This is a genomic window from Streptomyces sp. TRM49041 (genome assembly GCF_008271805.1).
Taxonomy (GTDB): Bacteria; Actinomycetota; Actinomycetes; order Streptomycetales; family Streptomycetaceae; genus Streptomyces.
In genome coordinates, this window is record NZ_VSRY01000093.1 from 1 (window position 1) to 17,902 (window position 17,902).

Sequence of the window (17,902 nt, forward strand, 5' to 3'; positions counted from 1 at the left end):
CACCGCCTCCGCCGCCGCCCGGGGGCGGCGGCGGTCCGGGCGGTTGTGCGGGTCCGCCGGGCCCGGGGCGCGAAACGGGGCCCGGCGGGGGCCCCGTGGGCCGGTCACGGCCCGCCGTGGGGTCGGATGCGGGGTCGGATGCGGGGTCGGAAGTCACATTCATCCCTTTCTTCCGTTCCGCGCCATTGTGTGCCCCGTCCGGGTGCCGCCCGCAAGCCGAGACACCCGTACCGCGCCTAGCGTGGAGACCGTGAGCAGCCAGAGAGCCGCCGAGCGCGGCATGTCGCCGGGCGGCCCGAGTCACGCCGTGCGCGACTGGCGTGACGCCCTCGTGGCGGTGGTCGCCGGGCTGGCGGCCATGGCGGTCACCGCCGCCCTCGGACTGTGGGCGGCGGGCGCGACCGATCTGCCCGGCGGCGCGTTCCCCCGGGTCGTCGCGGCCGTCGTCGTCATGGCCGCGGGCGGCGACATCGAGCTGTCCGGCGGCGCGGGCGCACTCGCCGAGACGGACGCCCACCTGACGGCCATGCCCCTTTCGGTGTCCCTCGCGGGCGCCCTGACCCTCGCTTTTCTGTTCCTGCGTCCGCTGCGGCACCGTGCCGTCGCCTCCACGGGCGAACTCCTCGCCAGGGTCGCCCGTACGGCCCTGCTGTGGCTCGCCGCGCTCGCCGCCCTCACGGCCCTGGCCCGCCACACCTTCACCGACCTCCTGCCGGCCGACTCGCCCGCCGACATCTTCGGTGACCTCCTGGACGCGTCGCCCACGCTCGGCTTCCGCGCCGACCTCGGCTCCACGCTCCTCTACGGCCTGCTGTGGGTGCTCGGCGTCCTCGCCCTGGCCCTGCTGGTCTCCCGCAGGGCGCCGCTCCCCGCCCGGCTGGTGCGCTATCAGGAACCCGTGCGCCCGGCCGCCTTCGCCATGCTGTTCCTGCTCCTCGCCTACGTCGTCGTCGGACTCGTGACCGGGCTCGTCGTCGCGGCCACGCGGGGGCACCCGGCTGAGACCTTCGCCGTACTGCTCCTCGGCCTGCCGAACCTGGTGTGGCTCGCCGCCGGCCTGGGCATCGGCGCCTCCTGGGAGGGCAGAGTGGACGGCCCCTTCGGCCTGCCCATGCCGCATGTGCTCGACCAGGTCCTGCGCGGCCCCGAGAACAGCACTCTCGACGTGCGCTCCCTCGCCGAGTACGACAGCCGCGCCTGGTGGCTCATCCCGGTGGCGGCGGTCCTGCTGCTCGCCGCCGCGTTCGTGATGGCGGTCCGCTCACCGGCCAGGACCCGGCTCTGGCAGCAGGCCCTGCATATGGGGGTGGCGTTCGCCCTCACGATGCTCGTGGTGGCGCCCTTGACCCGCCTCGACGCGCGCTACGGGCTGTCCCTGCTCGGCATCTTCGAGGTCGAGGCGCTCGGCGGCGAGGTCAGCCTGCACCCGCGGCTGTGGGCGGCGGTCGGACTGGCCCTGCTGTGGGGGCTCGTGGCCGGGTTCCTCGGCGGGCTGCTGGCGTACCGGGTACGCCGGCGCGGAGAGGTCGACGGCGGCTAGCGACACCCGGAGCCCCCGGGGCCGGAGTCCGACGGCGGTCAGCCGCCGCCCCGGAACACCGGCAGCGCCCAGAGCGGCGGCGCGGGCGGCGGGGGAAGCGGCCCGGGCGGCGGCGGCCGCGGGTCCCTCCGCTCGTCGCGCCGGTCGCGGCGCGGGTCGTCATGCCGGTCCTCGCCGGGCTGGTGGTGCCGGTCGCCGTCCGGTGGCGGCAGCGCGGCCCGCCGCAGCTCCGTCACGAACCGCAGACACGTCTCGTACCGGTCGTCCCGCGCCTTGGCGAGTGCCCTCGCCAGGACGGCGTCCACCCCGGCCGGCAGCCCCGGGCGTTCGGCGCTCAACGGCGGCGGGGGATCGTACTGGTGCGCCCAGAGCAGCGCCATGTCGTCGTCCCGCCGGAACGGCGGAGCCCCCGCCAGCGTCTCGTACACGACACACGCCAGGCTGTACACATCGCACCGGCCGTCCACCGGCCGCCCCGAGATCTGCTCGGGCGCCACGTAGTCGAGGGTCCCCACGAACTGGCCGACGGTCGTGAACCCGGTCAGGGACAGGGACTTCTTCGTCAGCCCGAAGTCCGTGAGGTAGACGTGCTCGGGGTGGTCGCTGTCCGTGCCCTCGGCGATCAGGATGTTGCCCGGCTTGACGTCCCGGTGCACCAGGTCGTTGGCGTGCGCCGCGTCCAGCGCCGAGGCCACCTGGACGGCGATCCGCACCGCCGTCCCGACCGGGAGGGGGCCGGCGCGGTCCAGCAGTGCCCGCAGGTCCTGCCCCGGGACGTACCGCATCGCGATGTACAGCAGCCCCTCGGTCTCGCCGGCCTCGAAGACGGGAACGATGTTCGGGTGGTCGATCGCCGCGGCGACCCGCGACTCGTGCGCGAACCGTTTCCGGAACATGTCGTTACGGGCCAGCTCCGGGGCGAGCAGCTTAAGCGCCACGGTCCGGCCGAGCCGCAGGTCCGTCGCCCGGTATACGACGGCCATGCCGCCGCGCCCGATCTCGGCCTCGATCCGGTACTCGGCGACCCGCTGGCCCACCAGCCCCGAAGGGCGCCCCGCGGGCAGGCCCACACCCTGCTCCATCACTCCTCACCCGCCCCGTCCGACGCCCCGGACTCGGACGTCCCGCTCGTCCCCGTCGTCCCCGTCGCGCCCGTCGTCCCTGGCGCGCCCGTCCCCGTCGTGCCGGGCATCCCTGGCACCCCGGGCGGTCCCACCGCGGTCGGCTGTGCCTCGCGCCCCGCACCTCCGGAGTCGTCCCCCAGTGGCACCACGCGGGTCGGCTCGGGGGGTGGCGCGGGGGGCGCCTCGGGGTTCACCAGGCGGGTCGGCTCGTGGTCCCGGGCGTCCGTGGCCGGTGTCGCCGGTGCCGCCTGCGCTGCCGGTGTCGCCTGCGCTGCCGGTGTCGCCTGCGCCGCCGGTGTCGCCGCGGACGGGGCCGCCGACGGCGCGTAGGCGGCCAGGTGGGCGCCGTCGCAGTACAGCCAGCGTTCGTGCTCGGCGTCGTACAGCCACACCGCCTCGCCCTCGACGACCATGCCCACCCGCAGCCCGCCGGTGCTCCGCCGGAAACCCTCGCCGTCCGACCGGCCGGCCGCCAGGTCCTCCGCGGCCCGCAGGTAGCGGCCCACCGACTCCTCGGCGCGGGCCAGCAGCGGCCTCGGGTCGGCGGTCCGCGCCATGTCCCGCGCCGCCGCCGGCGGGTCCGCGGGTACGGACACCAGCAGCCGCCCGTCGACCCAGGCCGACCAGCCGTTGGAGCAGAGGATCCGCGCCCAGTCGCCCAGCCGGTCCAGCAGCTGCACCGGCAGGAACGGGTCGAGCGGCACCGTCGGACGGGCGGTGCCGGGTGTCTCCCACGCGGGCAGCCCGTGACGCGGTACGACATGCGTCGGCTGGAACCCCTGCGCGACCGGATCGTCGGCGGGAACGGCGGGGAAGGCCATGGAGCGCCTACTTTCGCATGATCACCGGCTCGTGGCGGCGCAGCAGCCGGGCCACCACGAACCCGAGGACGACGGCGAGCACGACCAGCGCGCCCATGTCGAGCAGCCAGACCGGCACGGTGTGCTCGAACAGCGGGTCCTGGGACCGCTCGCCCGGCACCGTCGCCCCGAGGTCCACCGTCGAGGCCATCGCGGCGAACGCCCACCTGGACGGCACCAGCCACGCCAGCTGTTCCAGGACCGGCGCGCCCCGCACCGTGAGCAGCGCGCCGCAGAAGACGACCTGCACGATCGCGAGGAGCACCAGCAGCGGCATGGTGACCTCCTCCTTCCGCACCAGGGCGGACACGAACAGGCCCAGCATCATCGCCGTGAACGACAGCATCGCCACGGCCAGCGTGATCTCCACGAGCGGTGGCAGCAGCACACCCCGCCCGTCCGGCACGTTCATCGGCACCCCCACCAGGGCGACCAGCGTCAGCACGACCGCCTGCACGACGGTGACCACCCCCAGCACGGTCACCTTCGACATCAGGTACGCCGACCGGGACAGGCCGACCGCCCGTTCCCTCCGGTAGATCGTCCGCTCCTTCACCAGCTCCCGTACCGCGTTGGCCGCGCCCGTCAGCACGCCGCCCACGCAGAGGATCAGCAGCACGTTCAGCGTGGACTCGGGGCCCAGCTCCCCCTCCGACAGGGCGCGCGCCATGGCGCCCATGACGAAGGGCAGCGCCACCATGATCGCCAGGAAGGTCCGGTCGGCGCTGAGTGACGCCGTGTACCGCCGCACCAGCGTCCGCAGCTGGGTGCCCCAGCTCTGCGCCTTGGGCGGTGGCAGGGGCGGGGCGGCGACCGCGCCGGGGGCGGGCTCCACCGGGCGGCGCGTCGCGGCCTCGATGTACCGCTGCTGGAACTCCGAGCCGCGGAACCGGCCCGCCCAGTCACGCTCCCGGTCGTTCTCGAACGCCTCGAACGCCTCGGGCCACTGCGCGCAGCCGAAGAAGCCGAGCGCGTCGCCGGGCGGCCCGTAGTAGGCGATCCGCCCACCGGGGGCCAGCACCAGGAGCCGGTCGCAGACGTCCAGGCTGAGCACGCTGTGCGTGACGACGATGACGGTGCGCCCGTCGTCCGCGAGCCCGCGCAGCATGTGCATCACCGACCGGTCCATGCCGGGGTCGAGGCCGGACGTCGGCTCGTCGAGGAAGAGCAGCGACGGCTTCGTCAGCAGCTCAAGGGCGACGCTGACCCGCTTGCGCTGCCCGCCGGACAGGCTGTGCACCGGCTGCCCGGCCCGTTCGCCCAGGCCCAGTTCGCCGATCACCTCGTCCACCCGGGCCTGGCGCTCCGCCTTCCCGGTGTCCTCGGGGAACCGCAGCTCGGCGGCGTAACCGAGGGCGCGCCGCACGGTCAGCTGGTGGTGCAGGATGTCGTCCTGCGGCACGAGCCCGATGCGCTGGCGCAGCTCCGCGTACTCCCGGTACAGGTCCCGGCCGTCGTACAGCACCGTGCCGTGGTCGGCGGGCCGCAGTCCGGTCAGGGCGTTCAGAAGCGTCGACTTGCCCGCCCCGCTGGGCCCGACCACCCCGAGCAGGGTCTTCTCGCCGACCGGGAACGACACCCCGTCGAGGAGCGTCTTGCCGCCGCCGTCCACGGTGACGGCCAGCTCCTGCACGTCGAGGGAGACCTCGCCCGTGTCGGTGTACTCGACGAGGCGCCCGCCGACGACGCTGTACGCGCGGTGGCCGACGCCGATGATGTCGTCGGCCGTCACCCGGGCCACGTCCACCGGACGGCCGTTGAGGAACGTGCCGTTGTGGCTGCCCAGGTCGTGGATCCAGTGCGTGCCGTCCGCGTGCGTCCGCAGCTCCGCGTGGTGCCGCGACACCACCAGGTCGTCGATGACCACGTCGTTGTCGGCGCCGCGCCCGATGCGCACCGTCCTGGTCGGCAGCGGGCGCACCGAGGTGGGCCGCCGGAAGGTGCCGGTGGCGGCGGGCAGAGACACGGACGAGGGCCGGGGCTCCGGCGCGGGCGGCGGAGCGGCGGCGGGGGTGGACGCCGGAGCGGGAGCGGGAGCCGGGGTCGCCTCGGTGCCCGGGGCCGGGGCGGCCGGCGGGGGCGGCGGGGCCGGGGGTTCCGGTGCCGACAGGACGGCGCACGGCCCGTCGGCGGGGTGCCCGAAGCGCAGGACGGTGCCGGGGCCGACGTCGCGCACGGTGACGCGCCGGCCGTCGGCGAACGTGCCGTTGGTACTGTCCTCGTCCCGTACGGTCCACCGGCCGTCCTCCGGGCGGAACACCGCGTGGTGCCACGACACCCGGGCGTCGGCCAGCGCGATGTCGCTCGCGGGGTCACGCCCGACGCTGTAGGCGCGGCTCGGACGGATCACGGTGGAGTGCCCGCCGACATCGACGACAAGTTCCGGCGCGGTGGGCACGACGGGCCGCTCTCCCATGCGTTGATTTTATCTTTTCATCCTGGAATGCGCCTGATGCGCCTGACGCAACCTGACGTGCCGTGTGCGGTCCCGCGTCCGGGGAACGCGGAAACGGATCCCAGAGGAGGCCCCATGGCGCAGGAACACGCACCCCCGGACCCCACGACCGCCCGGCCCCGCCCCGACTTCCCCGAGCAGCACCAGGCCCACCCGGGCTGGACCGACCCCATGCGCCCGCGCCCCGACCACGGCGAGGACACCTACCGGGGCAGCGGACAGCTACGGGACCGCGTCACCGTCGTCACCGGCGGGGACTCCGGCATCGGCCGGGCCGTGAGCCTGGCCTACGCGCGCGAGGGCGCCGACGTGCTGTTCACCCTTCTGCCGGAGGAGGCCGACGAGGCCAGGGAGACCGCCCGGCTCGTCGAGGACGCGGGCCGCAGGGCCGTCGCCGTGCCGTGCGACATCCGCCACGAGGACGAGTGCCGCACCCTCGTCGACCGGGCCGTGGCCGAGTTCGGCCGCATCGACGTCCTGGTGAACAACGCCGCCTACCAGATGGCCCGGCCCGACGGCATCGAGGACATCACGACCGACCAGTTCGACCGGGTGATGAAGACCAACCTGTACGGCATGTTCTGGCTCACCAAGGGAGCGCTGCCGCACATCCCCCAGGGTGGCAGCGTCATCAACAGCACGTCCGTGCAGGCGTACAGGCCGAGCCCGGCGCTCCTCGACTACGCCATGACCAAGGGCGCCATCGTGACCTTCACACAGGGGCTCGCCCAGTCCCTCGCGCGGCGCGGCATCCGCGTCAACGCCGTCGCCCCCGGGCCCGTCTGGACACCGCTGATCCCGGCGACCATGCCGGAGACCGCGGAGTTCGGCAAGAAGTCGCCCCTCGGGCGGCCGGCCCAGCCCGCGGAGATGGCACCGGCGTACGTCTTCCTCGCCTCAGCGGGCGCGAGCTACATCACGGGCGAGATCGTCAACGCCACGGGCGGCACCCCGCTGCCGTGACCGTCCGGCCGCGTGACGGTCACCGTGAGCGTCACGCGGCCGTCACGGTGACGGCGCGTCCGTCACGCTCGCCCGTCGGTCCCGCCCGGCTTCTCGCCCTCCTCGCCGCGAGCAGGCTCCTCGCCGCGAGCGTCGCCGGGGCCGCCGGTACCGTCTCTGCCGTCGCCGGGCTTCCCGCCACGCGACTCCTCCCGCGCCGCTTCCCGGCGTGCCTTCTTCCGGGCGGCCATCCGCCTGCGGAGCGCCGGCGGCCACTTCCGCGTGTCTCGCGGCTCCACGTACGGCTCCTCCGAGGCGGGCATGCCCGCGCGGATCGCCCGCTGCCGTGCCAGCTCCGCGTCCAGCTCCAGGCCGAGCAGGATCGCCAGGTTCGACAGCCACAGCCAGATCAGGAAAACGATCACGCCCGCCAGCGTCCCGTACGTCTTGTTGTACGAGCCGAAGTTCGCCACGTACAGCGCGAAGGCCCCCGACGCCAGCAGCCACAGCAGCACCGACAGGACACTGCCCGGACTCAGCCAGCGGAAGCCGGGACCGCGCACATTGGGCGCGCTCCAGTACAGCAGGGCCACCATCACCACCACGAGCAGCACCAGCACCGGCCACTTCGCGATACCCCACACCGTCACGGCCGTGTCGCCCAGGCCGATCGCCTCGCCGGCGCGCCGCGCGAGCGGACCGGTGAACACCACGATCACCGCGCTCAGCGCCAGCAGCAGCATCAGGACCAGCGTCAGCCCGACCCGCAGCGGCGTCACCTTCCAGACCGGGCGGCCCTCGGGCAGGTCGTACACCACATTGGCCGACCGGATGAACGCGGCCACGTACCCGGAGGCCGACCACATCGCGCCGAGCAGGCCGATCACCGCCACGATGCCGCTCGCCGTGCCGCTGTCCTGCAACTGCCGCACCGCGTCGCCGAGCAGATCCCGCGCCGCACCGGGCGCGAGCTGTCCGAGGTTCTCCACCACGGCCTTGGTCGCCGACTCACCGACCACCCCCAGCATCGCCACGACGACGAGCAGCGCCGGAAAGATCGACAGGACGCCGTAGTACGTGAGCGCGGCAGCCCGGTCGGGAAGCTCGTCGTCCAGGAACTCCTTGCCCGTACGGCGCAGTACCGAGCGCCAGGAGCGGGCGGGCAGATCGGTCGGGCTCTCGTCAGGGTTTGCCATACGCGCACGGGTAACCCGGTACGGGCACCTCAACCCGGCCCGCGGACGCTGCCGGGCCCATCACCACGAGGAGGCCGGCCCATGCCCATCGCGACGGTGAACCCCGCGACCGGCGAGACGCTCAGGGTCTTCCGGCCGCTGCGCCCGGACGAGACCGAGGAGCGCCTGGCCGCCGCCGACACGGCGTTCCGGCGCTACCGTGCCACCGGCTTCGCCGAGCGGGCCGCACTGCTGCGGCGCGCCGCGGAACTGCTGGAGCAGGACAGCCCGGACATCGCCCGGACGGTGACCACCGAGATGGGCAAGCCTCTGACGGCGGCCCGCGCCGAGGCGGCCAAGTGCGTCAAGGCCATGCGCTGGTACGCCGACCACGGCGAGGGCCTCCTCGCCGACGAGCGCCCCGCCGACGCGGACGTCCGGGACGCCGGGGCGGCCACCGCCCGCGTCCACTACCGGCCGCTCGGCCCGGTACTGGCCGTCATGCCGTGGAACTTCCCGCTCTGGCAGGTCGTACGGTTCGCCGCGCCCGCGCTCATGGCCGGCAACACCGGTCTCCTCAAGCACGCGTCGAACGTTCCGCAGACCGCCCTCTACCTGGAAGACCTCTTCCACCGGGCCGGCTACCCGACCGGGGTCTTCCAGACCCTCCTGGTCGGCTCGGACGCCGTCGAGGGCATCCTGCGCGACCCGCGCGTCGCCGCGGCCACCCTCACCGGCAGCGAGGCCGCCGGGCGGTCCGTCGCCTCAGTGGCGGGCGACGAGGTCAAGAAGACCGTCCTGGAACTGGGCGGCAGCGACCCGTACCTCGTGCTGCCGTCCGCCGACATCGAGCGGGCCGCCGCGACCTCGGTCACCGCCCGCGCCCAGAACAACGGCCAGTCCTGCATCGCCGCCAAGCGGTTCATCGTCCACACGGACGTCTTCGACGCGTTCACCGAACGCTTCACGGCCGGGATGGCGGCGCTGAAGGTCGGCGACCCCATGGACGAGGCCACGGACGTCGGACCGCTCGCCAGCGAACGCGGGCGGGCGGACCTGGAGGAACTGGTCGACGACGCGACCGGCCGCGGGGCGGCCGCGCGGTGCGGCGGCGGCCGGCCCGCCGGGTTCGACCGCGGCTGGTACTACGAGCCGACCGTCCTCACCGGAGTCACGCCCGCCATGCGCATCCACCGTGAGGAGGCGTTCGGCCCCGTCGCCGCGGTGTACCGCGCGGTGAGCCTGGAAGAGGCGCTGGACATCGCCAACGACTCGCCGTTCGGGCTCAGCTCCAACGTCTGGACCCGGGACGACGCGGAGGTGGCGCGGTGCGTACGCGACCTGGAGGCGGGCGGGGTGTACGTCAACGGCATGACCGCGTCGCACCCGGCGCTGCCGTTCGGCGGGGTCAAGCGGTCCGGGTACGGACGTGAGCTCTCCGGCCACGGCATCAGGGAGTTCTGCAACGCGACGACGGTCTGGCAGGCAGCTGCCTGAGGACCTCGGTCCCCTCACAGACGCACGACTCACAGACGCACGACGACTCACAGAGGCACGACGACCTCGTCCTCGGGCGGCGGAGGCGGCGGCGTCCCGTCCCCGAAGGGCCGCCCGCCCAACTCCTCGCGGTGGTGCGGCGTCCGCCAGCCCCGCAGGTCGGGGCCGCGCGGCACGATCCGCGTCGGGTTAATGTGCTGGTGCACCTGGTAGTAGTGACGCTTTATATGGTCGAAGTCCACGGTGTCGCCGAACCCGGGCGTCTGGAACAGATCCCGCGCGTACGCCCACAACACGCTGTCCTCGGTCAGCTTGTTGCGATTGCACTTGAAGTGGCCGTGGTACACGGCGTCGAACCGCACCAGTGTGGTGAACAGCTGGATGTCGGCCTCCGTGATGGTGTCGCCCACCAGGTACCGCTGCCCGGCCAGTTGCTCCGACACCTGGTCGAACCGTGCGAACAGCCGCCCGTACGCCTCGTCGTACGCCTCCTGTGCGGTCGCGAAACCGGCCTCGTACACACCGTTGTTGATGTCCCGGTAGATACCGTCCATGCGTGCGTCGATCTCGTCGCGCAGGTGCTCCGGGTAGAGGTCGGGCGCACCGTCCCGGTGCAGCGCGCGCCACTCCGTGGCCAGGTCCAGCGTGATCCGCTGGTAGTCGTTGGTGACCAGCCGCCCGCTCGGCACGTCCACGACCGCCGGCACGCTGACCGCGTCATGCGGCCCGGGCTCCCGCGCCTCGTACGCCTCGTACAGAAAACCGATGCCCAGCACCGGGTCCCGCCCGTCCGGATCGAGTGTGAACCGCCAGCTCCGCTCGTCCTGGACCGGATCCGCCACGGCGACCGGCAGCGCCCGCTCCAGCCCGAGCAGCCGCCGCGACACCAGCGACCGGCCGGCCCAGGGGCAGGCCCGGCTCACCACCAGCCGGTACCGGCCGCTCTCCACCGGCCACCCGTCCCTTCCGTCGGCGGTGATCCGATCGGTGAACCGACTGGGACCCCGCCGAAATCGTCCGTCGTCCTTCATACGGCGCGGGTACCCGACCGGGTCCGGTCTACCGCGCGCGCAGCGGCCGCAACCTGCTGGCCCCCCGCCGCTCGCCCGCCCGGAACGGCAGGATCAGCAGCCGCGCCCGGGGCGCGGCCATCGGCTGTGCCGCGCACACGGTGATCCAGCCGTCCCCGTGCACGGCATGGCGCACCGGCCGTTCACCCCCGTCCGGGTGGACGTACGCACTCGCCGACTCGTAGATCCGCGAGGCCAGCGGATCGAGGAGCACCTCCTTCTCGATCCCGCACAGCGTCGGATCCCCGGGGTCCGCCGCGATCGCCGCCCGCAGCTGCGGCAGCACCAGCGGCGCCCACGCGGTCTCCCAGTGCCGCAGCACCGACCGGGCCTCCGGGTCGACCGTCATCCAGCGCATGGCGTTGCCGGGCACCCGGCCCCCCGGGAACATGGCGGCGAACGGCTCGTTGTGGGCGAGCAGTTTCCACGACCGGTCGCTGATGTACGCCATGTGGGAGATGCCGTCCAGGGCCTGCTGCCACACCCCCGGCACCGCCTCGCCCGCCCGCGCGTTCAGCGGGTGCGGCGGGTCCTGGCCGAGTGCGTACCGCCACAGGGCCACCCACTCGTGCTCGTTCATGCCGAGGAGCCGTGCCACGTCCTCCAGCAGGTCGACCGGCGGGTTGAGGTAGCGGCCCGACTCGAGGCGGCCGTACGTGTCGGGGGCCCGGTGCAGCAGCTGGTCGATCTGTGCCTGGGACAGTCCCGGCGCGCGCCTGCCCTGCCGGGTGGGGCGTGACAGCCCGTGGCTCTCGGGTGCGATCAGGGCGCGGCGCTCCCTCAGCAGGAAACGCAGGGCGGTCTTGTCCATGACGGTCCTCCCCCCGGAGGGACGGCCGGCCGGTGGTCGTCGTCGGCGGCCGTCGCGGTGAACGGTGCGGCGGTTCAGCGGTCCGTCGTGTGATCCGGTGCGCGGGCAGCCGGACCCCGGCCGGCTGCCGGGCCGGGGGCGGCCGGTGCGTGGCGGGCGACGGGAGCGGGGCGTTGCATCGGAGTGCGTCCGTTCATGGGCATGCGGAAGGAACGGCACCCACCGTCGCCCCGCCTCGGGGCGCCGACCGTGAGCAGCCGCACCGGTACGCTGACCCGTCGTGCGCCGGCGATCAAGTGCCCGCGTGGTGCGTACCTGCGCACGGCGCACACACGCAGTCGCGGACGGGGGCGGAGATGACGGAAAGGGACGGTTCGGTGTGGCGCGCGGCGGGCGTGCTGTCGGTGGCTGCCAGAGGGCTCTACGCCCGTATCACCCGAGGTGAACCCGTCGTACCGGAGGACGCCGACGCCCTCCGTGAACTGGTCGCCTGGCACCTCGTCATCGTCGACCCGGACAGCCCCGAGCTGCCGATCGCCCTCGACCCGCAGGAGGCGGGCCGCCGCCGGCTCGACGACGAACTGCGCGACATGGCGGCCCGGGCCGCAAGGATCGCCGCCATCCCCGACCTGAGCGACGAACTGGGCCTTCACTTCGAACGCGCCAAGTGGCGTGCCGGCTCCGGCAGTGAGTTCCTGGCCGGCCGCGAACAGATCGCCGCGCGTGTCGGCGAGGCCGTCGACCGGGCCGAGACCGAGGTGCTCACCGCCCTGCCCACCGGACCGGCCTGGCCGGAACTCCTCGACGACGTCACCGCCCGCGAGAGCCGCGCCCTGGCCCGCGGCGTACGGCTGCGCACGCTGTTCGGCGACGGCGTACGCGACGACGCGGCCGCCCGCGACAGAGTGACCGTCATGTCCGCGAAGGGCACCCGGTTCCGCACGCTCCTCGCCCCGTTCCAGCGGTGCGTGGTCGTCGACCGTCGCCAGGCGTTCATCTCCGACCACGTCGTGGGCGGCGACCCCGACAGGACCGCCTGGCACGTCATGGACCGCGCGTTCGTCGCCTTCGTCGCCGAGGGCTTCGAGGACGCCTGGCGCCGCGCCGACGTGTGGCACGGCGATCCGCGCCGCGCCGTACCCGCCGAGGCGGGCGACGGTCTGACCGACCGGCAGCGCGAGATACTGATCGACACGGCGGCCGGCGTCGACCAGCGCATCACCGCCCGCCGCCTGAACATCGGACTGCGCACCCTGACCAAGGAACTGGGCCGGCTCCGCGCCCGCTGGGGCGTGTCCACGCTCGCCGCGCTCGCCTACCAGTGGGCCCTCTCGCCGGAGCGACGGCAGACACGCTCGGAGGGGTCCTGAGCGTGCGCTCACCGCCGCGTCGCCGGAACCGGAACGACTACGTCGGCGTCTTTTCCACCGAAAAACCATCAGAAGAAAACCGCCACGGCCTGCTGCATCCTGGAGGAGGTCGGGAGGTCACCGGCCCTTCTCGGAGCGCCGACACTCCGCGAAGCCGCTATTACGGGGGTCGTTATCCGCGCCTCATGCCAGAACCGGGCAGCGCAGGGCACGGGCAGCGTGTCCTGCCGGGCATCGCGCGGATACCGCAAGGTCACTGCCAGGGCCTTCCGGACACAAAACCGATCCCTCGGTACGTCCCCCGTGATACGGCCCTCCCGCCCGCCGCTCACGCCGGTGCCGTACGTGTCCTCGTCCAGGTGAGCAGCTCGTCGGCCGACCAGGTGTTGATCACGCGCTCGGCCGGTACGCCGCACTCCTCCGCCCGAACGCAGCCGAGGATCTGCCAGTCCAGCTGGCCGGGAGCGTGGGCGTCCGTGTCGATCGCGAAGTACACCCCCGCCGCCACCGCCTCCCGCAGCAGCCGGCGGGGCGGGTCGAGCCGCTCGGGACGGCTGTTGATCTCCACGGCCGTACCGGACTCCGCGCACGCGGCGAAGACCCGCTCCGCGTCGAACTCCGACTCCGGCCGCCGCCCCGACACCAGCCGCCCCGTGCAGTGCCCCAGCACGTCCACCAGCGGGCTGCGGACTGCCCGCACCATCCGCCGGGTCATCGCGGGCGCGTCCATCCGCAGCTTGGAGTGGACCGACGCGACGACGACGTCCAGCCGGTCCAGCAGCTCCGGCTCCTGGTCCAGCGAACCGTCGAGCAGGATGTCGCACTCGATGCCCGTCAGCAGCCGGAACGGCGCCCACCGCTCGTTCAGCTCCGCCACCACGTCCAACTGCTCCCGCAGCCGCTCCGCCGACAGGCCCCGCGCCACGGTGAGCCGCGGCGAATGGTCGGTCAGCGCGGCCCAGTCGTGGCCCAGCGCAGCCGCCGTCCGGCCCATCTCGTCGATCGGGCTGCCGCCGTCCGACCAGTCCGAGTGCAGATGGCAGTCGCCCCGCAGCAGCGCCCGCAGGGCCGCGCCCGCACCCCCGCGCGGCTCGTCGGCCTCGTCCTCCAGCCGCCGCAGATAGGCCGGTACGTCCCCGGCCAGCGCCTCCCGCACGACCTGCGCCGTTCTGGGGCCGATACCCCGCAGCTCCTCCAGCGTCCCGGCCGCCGCCCGCGCCGCGGTCTCCTCCGCGCCCAGCGCGGCCAGTGCCTCCGCCGCGGTGCGGAACGCCCGTACCCGGTACGCCGGGGCCGACGCACGCTCCAGCAGGAACGCGATCCGGTCCAGCGCCTCCACCGGGTCCATCACGTGCCCGCCCGCCCGCACGCCGCCGTCATGGCCGCGCCCCCGGGCCGATCTCGCACCACACGGCCTTGCCCTCACCGCGCGGCTCCACTCCCCAGCGTGCCGCCAGCGCGTCCAGGAGCAGCAGCCCTCGTCCCGACGTGGCCGCCTCACCCGGTGTACGGCGCCGCGGCCACGCGCTCGACCGGTCCTGCACCGCCAGCCGGACCCGCCGCACCGGCTCCGGCAGCACCTCCAGCGTCATCACCGCGCCGCCCTCGGTGTGCAGCAGCACATTGCCCAGCAGCTCGCCGGTGAGCAGCTCCGCGTCGTCCGCGTAGTCCCGCATGCCCCAGTCGCGCAGCGCCCGCCGCACCGCCGCCCGTGCCTCGGAAAGGCCCTGCGGGTCTGCCTGGTGGATGTACTGGTGGATGCGCGGCGCCCGGACAGTGCCCGGGTCCGGGCTGCGCCGCAGCACCAGCAGCGCCACGTCGTCCCCCGCACCCCACCGCTCCCAGAACCGCCGCGACAGATGGTCGGCGAGCGCCTCCGCGCCGGGCGGCCCGCCGCTCACCGCCTCCGCCAGCGCGTCCATGCCCTGATCGATGTCCGTGCCCGGCTCCTCCACGAGGCCGTCCGTGCACATCACCAGCGTCTCGCCCGGCACCAGGTCCAGCCGGGTCTCCGGGTACTCCTCGTCCTCGAAGACCGACGCGATGCCGAGCGGCAGCCCACCGTGCAGCCTGGGCACGCCGACCCGCCCGTCCGTATGCCGGATCAGCGGCCCCAGATGCCCCGCCCGTACCGCCCGCGCCGTGCCCGTGCCCAGGTCTACCTGGGCGTACGTACAGGTCGCGAACCGTTCGGTGTCCAACTCGGCCAGGAACCGGGACGCCCGGGCGAGCACCGTCGACGGGGCGTGGCCCTCGCCCGCGTACGCCCGCAGCGCGATCCGCAGCTGCCCCATGATCGCCGCGGCGTGCGTGTCGTGCCCCTGGACGTCCCCCACTACGATCCCGACACGCCCCTTCGGCAGCGGGATCACGTCGTACCAGTCGCCGCCGACCTGCCGGCCACTCCACGCCGAGTGGTAGCGCACCGCGATCTCCCCGCCCTCGATCGCCGGGATCCGGCGCGGCAGCATCGTCGCCTGGAGGCCCGTGGCCAGCTCCCGCTCCTCGTCGAAGAGGATCGCCCGCTGCAGCGACTGCGCGACGATCGCCGCCAGACCCAGCGCCAGGTTCCGCTCGTCGGCGCTGAACGGGGTGTGTTGGCGGTAGAACAGCACCATCCCGCCCAGCGTGCGCGCCTGCGCGACCAGCGGCAGATACGCCGCGGCCCGGAACGGCAGCCGCCCCGCGTACGGTGCGAGCTCCGGATAGTCCTTGATCAGCTCCTGGAACGAGCTGGTGAACAGCGGCCGCCCGCTGAGCACCGTCTCGTGCAGGGGCAGCCCGCTCTCCAGCCGCCGCACCCGGAAGTCGTCCAGCACGTCCAGGGACTCGCCGCTCAGCGCGATGATGTTCAGCGACCCGCTCTCCACCAGACCCAGCGCCAGGCCGTCCGCGCCCAGCCGGGCCAGCCCGCCCGGTCCGGTGAGCGCCGCCGTCACGTCGTCCACCGTCACCGCCCGGGACATGGCCCGGGTCGACCGCTCCACCATGTCGGTCTGCCGCTGCCGACGCTTCTCCAGCTCCATGACGAACTCGGAGTGGGTGACCTCGGAGGTGGCGTCACGGACGATCCCGACGATCCGGTGCGCCCGGCTGTCCCGGTCACGCAGGATGCGCGCCTGCACATGCGTCCACTGCTCGGAGCCGTCCTCCCGCTCCAGCCGGAAATGCGCCGCGTACGAGGACCGCCCGCTGGTCAGCGCGTCCTTGATCACATTCTCGAGCCTGAGCCGCTCCCGCTCGTCGAGCCGCGCCACCAGCGTCGTCGGCCGGGCGTCGAACCCGTCGGGGTCCTGGCCGAACACCAGCAGCCCGGCCACGTCCACATCGATGGTGCCGGCGTCGAGGTCCCAGTCGAAGCTCCCTGTGCGGTTCATGGCGAGCCGCTCGGTCGGCCTGATCTCACCGCCGTGCTCCCGCTGCGCGCCGAGCGCCCGGTTCTCCGTCATCCCCCTCATTGTCGAGCCCGCCCCAGGGGAACGCCAAGGCATCGGAGGTACGGCCGCGCCGACCGGGGGTGCCTCTATGTCTTTCGTCAAGGCGCCCCTGTCGGGTTTGGGGTGGTTGGTGCTTGCTGAGGTTATGCGGCGAGTTCGACGTCGTCGGGTGTGCGGGGTTCGTAGAAGGTTCCGTCGCGGAGCATGGCGAACAGGACGCTGATGCGATGGCGGGCGAGGCGCAGAAGTGCCTGGGTGTGGGTCTTGCCACGGGCTCGGCAGCGGTCGTAGTAGGTGCGGGAGGCGGCATCATGCAGAGCGGCGAACGCGGAGAGGAACATCGCGCGTTTGAGCTGCCGGTTTCCGCTTCGGGGTGCGTGTTCGCCGTGGATCGAGGTCCCGGACGACTTGGTCGCCGGCGCGAGGCCGGCGTAGGAGGCCAGGTGGGCGGCGCTCGGGAACGAGCTGCCGTCGCCGACGGTGACCAGGAGGACTGCGGCGGTCCTGACGCCGACGCCGGGCAACGACGTCAGGACCGGGGAAAGAGGGTGAGCCTCCAGCAGTTCGTTGATCTGCGTTTCCAGGGCCCGGCGTTGTTCGTGGACCGCCGCGAGCGAGCGGGCCAGGGAGGGGACCACGATGTCGAGGGTGCCGGTGCCAGGGACGACGACGGTCTGTTCGTCGAGCGCGTCGAATACGTCGTCGATGAGCCGGGCGGCCATGCGCGGGGCCTTCGGGCGGATCAGTTCGACGAGTCTGCGGCGGCCTGCCTTGCGCAGGGCGGCCGGAGAGCCGTGGCGCTCCAGCAGCCAGGTGACGGCCTGGTGGTCGAGGCGGGGCCCGAGAACGCGCTCCAGGCTGGGGTGGAACTGGGTGAGCAGGCCGCGTATCCGGTTGGAGGTGCGGGTGGCCTCGGCTGCGAGGTCCTGGTCGAAGCCCGCGAGCACGGTCAGCTCGGCGGTGATCTCGTCGGTCAGTTCCAGCGAACGCAGGGTGTGGGGCATGGTGCGGGCGGCGTCCGCGATCACCGCGGCGTCCTTCGCGTCGGTCTTGGCCTCGCCCGGGTAGAGGTCAGCGATCCGCCGCATGGCCAGTCCGGGCAGGTAGGCCACCTGGCAGCCCGCGTCACGGGCCACCGCGAGCGGGAGGGCGCCGATCGAGGCGGGCTGGTCCACGACCACGAGGACAGTGCCGAACTTGTCGCGCAGCTTGTCAAAGACGGCCCGCAGTTTCGGTTCGCTGTTCGGCAGCGGCTTGTCGAAGACCTTCTTCCCGGCCGGGGTCAGCCCGTGCCCATGATGCGTGCTCTTGCCGACGTCCAAGCCGAGGAAGACGCCCACGCCGTCAGTGTCGATCACTGTGCCCCCACTCGTTCGTTACGTGCTGGCCTGGGCATCGGGGCCGTTCTCGCGCATCCACGTTATGCAGACCTGCCGCCCGCGGATGGCTGGGCATTGCGCCCGGCCAGGCGGTGGTCGGACCTCTCATCAGCGTCTCCGACGGCACCTCCCGGGCCCGGTGACACCACCCCCCCCGGTCATCCGTGCGACAGGGGGCAAAAGTCATGCCGGGCCCGGAGGCCAGCGGCCCTCTTGCAGGACCGCGAAAAACATAACGGGGC

The 17,902-nt window shown here is 73.4% G+C and carries 13 protein-coding genes; 4 read left to right on the forward strand and 9 right to left on the reverse strand.

Annotation, left to right across the window (positions count from 1 at the left end):
* The first annotated feature begins 280 nt into the window (after positions 1–280).
* Entirely contained in the window at positions 281–1,540 is a 1,260-nt protein-coding gene (locus tag FVS66_RS08685; protein ID WP_149180446.1) for a streptophobe family protein, read from the forward strand.
* Between the two features lie 38 nt (positions 1,541–1,578).
* Here FVS66_RS08685 and FVS66_RS08690 read toward each other — a convergent pair whose 3' ends face one another.
* From FVS66_RS08690 to FVS66_RS08705, 3 genes are read right to left on the reverse strand one after another with little or no spacing between them, the layout of a single operon-like run.
* The gene (locus FVS66_RS08690) at positions 1,579–2,622 is read right to left on the reverse strand and encodes a serine/threonine-protein kinase (protein WP_149180436.1); all 1,044 of its coding nucleotides are present in this window, start codon (positions 2,620–2,622) and stop codon (positions 1,579–1,581) included.
* Complete coding sequence (locus tag FVS66_RS35795) at positions 2,622–3,485, reverse strand: hypothetical protein (protein ID WP_262386881.1); 864 nt, start codon at positions 3,483–3,485, stop codon at positions 2,622–2,624. Before FVS66_RS35795 ends, FVS66_RS08690 begins: the two co-directional genes overlap by 1 nt.
* 7 nt (positions 3,486–3,492) lie before the next feature.
* Positions 3,493–5,940, reverse strand: a complete 2,448-nt coding sequence (locus FVS66_RS08705; protein ID WP_149180437.1) for an FHA domain-containing protein — start codon at positions 5,938–5,940, stop codon at positions 3,493–3,495.
* Positions 5,941–6,054: 114 nt separating this feature from the next.
* On the opposite strand from FVS66_RS08705, the gene FVS66_RS08710 reads away from it, so the two are divergent.
* Entirely contained in the window at positions 6,055–6,942 is an 888-nt protein-coding gene (locus FVS66_RS08710) for an SDR family oxidoreductase (protein ID WP_149180438.1), read from the forward strand.
* A gap of 62 nt (positions 6,943–7,004) precedes the next feature.
* Here the strand turns inward: FVS66_RS08710 and FVS66_RS08715 are convergent, their stop codons facing one another.
* Positions 7,005–8,117, reverse strand: a complete 1,113-nt coding sequence (locus tag FVS66_RS08715) for a YihY/virulence factor BrkB family protein (RefSeq protein WP_149180439.1) — start codon at positions 8,115–8,117, stop codon at positions 7,005–7,007.
* A gap of 81 nt (positions 8,118–8,198) precedes the next feature.
* Here FVS66_RS08715 and FVS66_RS08720 point away from each other — a divergent pair, with 81 nt between their 5' ends.
* Positions 8,199–9,593 (forward strand): NADP-dependent succinic semialdehyde dehydrogenase, encoded by a 1,395-nt coding sequence (locus tag FVS66_RS08720; protein ID WP_149180440.1) that lies wholly within the window; start codon positions 8,199–8,201, stop codon positions 9,591–9,593.
* Positions 9,594–9,640: 47 nt separating this feature from the next.
* Here the strand turns inward: FVS66_RS08720 and FVS66_RS08725 are convergent, their stop codons facing one another.
* Both FVS66_RS08725 and FVS66_RS08730 read right to left on the reverse strand, forming a co-directional pair.
* On the reverse strand, positions 9,641–10,624 hold the full coding sequence (locus FVS66_RS08725) for a glutathione S-transferase family protein (protein WP_149180441.1): 984 nt from the start codon (positions 10,622–10,624) through the stop codon (positions 9,641–9,643).
* A gap of 28 nt (positions 10,625–10,652) precedes the next feature.
* Entirely contained in the window at positions 10,653–11,474 is an 822-nt protein-coding gene (locus FVS66_RS08730; RefSeq protein ID WP_149180442.1) for a helix-turn-helix domain-containing protein, read from the reverse strand.
* A gap of 356 nt (positions 11,475–11,830) precedes the next feature.
* On the opposite strand from FVS66_RS08730, the gene FVS66_RS08735 reads away from it, so the two are divergent.
* Positions 11,831–12,844, forward strand: a complete 1,014-nt coding sequence (locus FVS66_RS08735; protein WP_149180443.1) for a TrmB family transcriptional regulator sugar-binding domain-containing protein — start codon at positions 11,831–11,833, stop codon at positions 12,842–12,844.
* Between the two features lie 328 nt (positions 12,845–13,172).
* Here the strand turns inward: FVS66_RS08735 and FVS66_RS08740 are convergent, their stop codons facing one another.
* The 3 genes from FVS66_RS08740 to FVS66_RS08750 all read right to left on the reverse strand — a co-directional run bounded on the left by FVS66_RS08740 (position 13,173) and on the right by FVS66_RS08750 (position 17,639).
* Positions 13,173–14,192, reverse strand: a complete 1,020-nt coding sequence (locus FVS66_RS08740; RefSeq protein ID WP_149180447.1) for a PHP domain-containing protein — start codon at positions 14,190–14,192, stop codon at positions 13,173–13,175.
* Between the two features lie 28 nt (positions 14,193–14,220).
* The gene (locus tag FVS66_RS08745) at positions 14,221–16,293 is read right to left on the reverse strand and encodes a SpoIIE family protein phosphatase (protein ID WP_262386882.1); all 2,073 of its coding nucleotides are present in this window, start codon (positions 16,291–16,293) and stop codon (positions 14,221–14,223) included.
* Positions 16,294–16,424: 131 nt separating this feature from the next.
* Positions 16,425–17,639 carry an IS110 family transposase gene (locus FVS66_RS08750; RefSeq protein WP_149180445.1) on the reverse strand — a complete coding sequence of 405 codons (1,215 nt, stop codon included), beginning with the start codon at positions 17,637–17,639 and terminating at the stop codon, positions 16,425–16,427.
* Positions 17,640–17,902 lie beyond the last annotated feature (263 nt).

What these genes read in the sequence shown, in the direction of transcription:
- FVS66_RS08685 (WP_149180446.1), top strand. Translation starts at nt 281, where the DNA reads ATGTCGCCGGGCGGCCCGAGTCACGCCGTGCGCGACTGGCGTGACGCC.
- FVS66_RS08690 (WP_149180436.1), bottom strand. Translation starts at nt 2,622, where the DNA reads ATGGAGCAGGGTGTGGGCCTGCCCGCGGGGCGCCCTTCGGGGCTGGTG.
- FVS66_RS35795 (WP_262386881.1), bottom strand. Translation starts at nt 3,485, where the DNA reads ATGGCCTTCCCCGCCGTTCCCGCCGACGATCCGGTCGCGCAGGGGTTC.
- FVS66_RS08705 (WP_149180437.1), bottom strand. Translation starts at nt 5,940, where the DNA reads ATGGGAGAGCGGCCCGTCGTGCCCACCGCGCCGGAACTTGTCGTCGAT.
- FVS66_RS08710 (WP_149180438.1), top strand. Translation starts at nt 6,055, where the DNA reads ATGGCGCAGGAACACGCACCCCCGGACCCCACGACCGCCCGGCCCCGC.
- FVS66_RS08715 (WP_149180439.1), bottom strand. Translation starts at nt 8,117, where the DNA reads ATGGCAAACCCTGACGAGAGCCCGACCGATCTGCCCGCCCGCTCCTGG.
- FVS66_RS08720 (WP_149180440.1), top strand. Translation starts at nt 8,199, where the DNA reads ATGCCCATCGCGACGGTGAACCCCGCGACCGGCGAGACGCTCAGGGTC.
- FVS66_RS08725 (WP_149180441.1), bottom strand. Translation starts at nt 10,624, where the DNA reads ATGAAGGACGACGGACGATTTCGGCGGGGTCCCAGTCGGTTCACCGAT.
- FVS66_RS08730 (WP_149180442.1), bottom strand. Translation starts at nt 11,474, where the DNA reads ATGGACAAGACCGCCCTGCGTTTCCTGCTGAGGGAGCGCCGCGCCCTG.
- FVS66_RS08735 (WP_149180443.1), top strand. Translation starts at nt 11,831, where the DNA reads ATGACGGAAAGGGACGGTTCGGTGTGGCGCGCGGCGGGCGTGCTGTCG.
- FVS66_RS08740 (WP_149180447.1), bottom strand. Translation starts at nt 14,192, where the DNA reads ATGGACCCGGTGGAGGCGCTGGACCGGATCGCGTTCCTGCTGGAGCGT.
- FVS66_RS08745 (WP_262386882.1), bottom strand. Translation starts at nt 16,293, where the DNA reads ATGACGGAGAACCGGGCGCTCGGCGCGCAGCGGGAGCACGGCGGTGAG.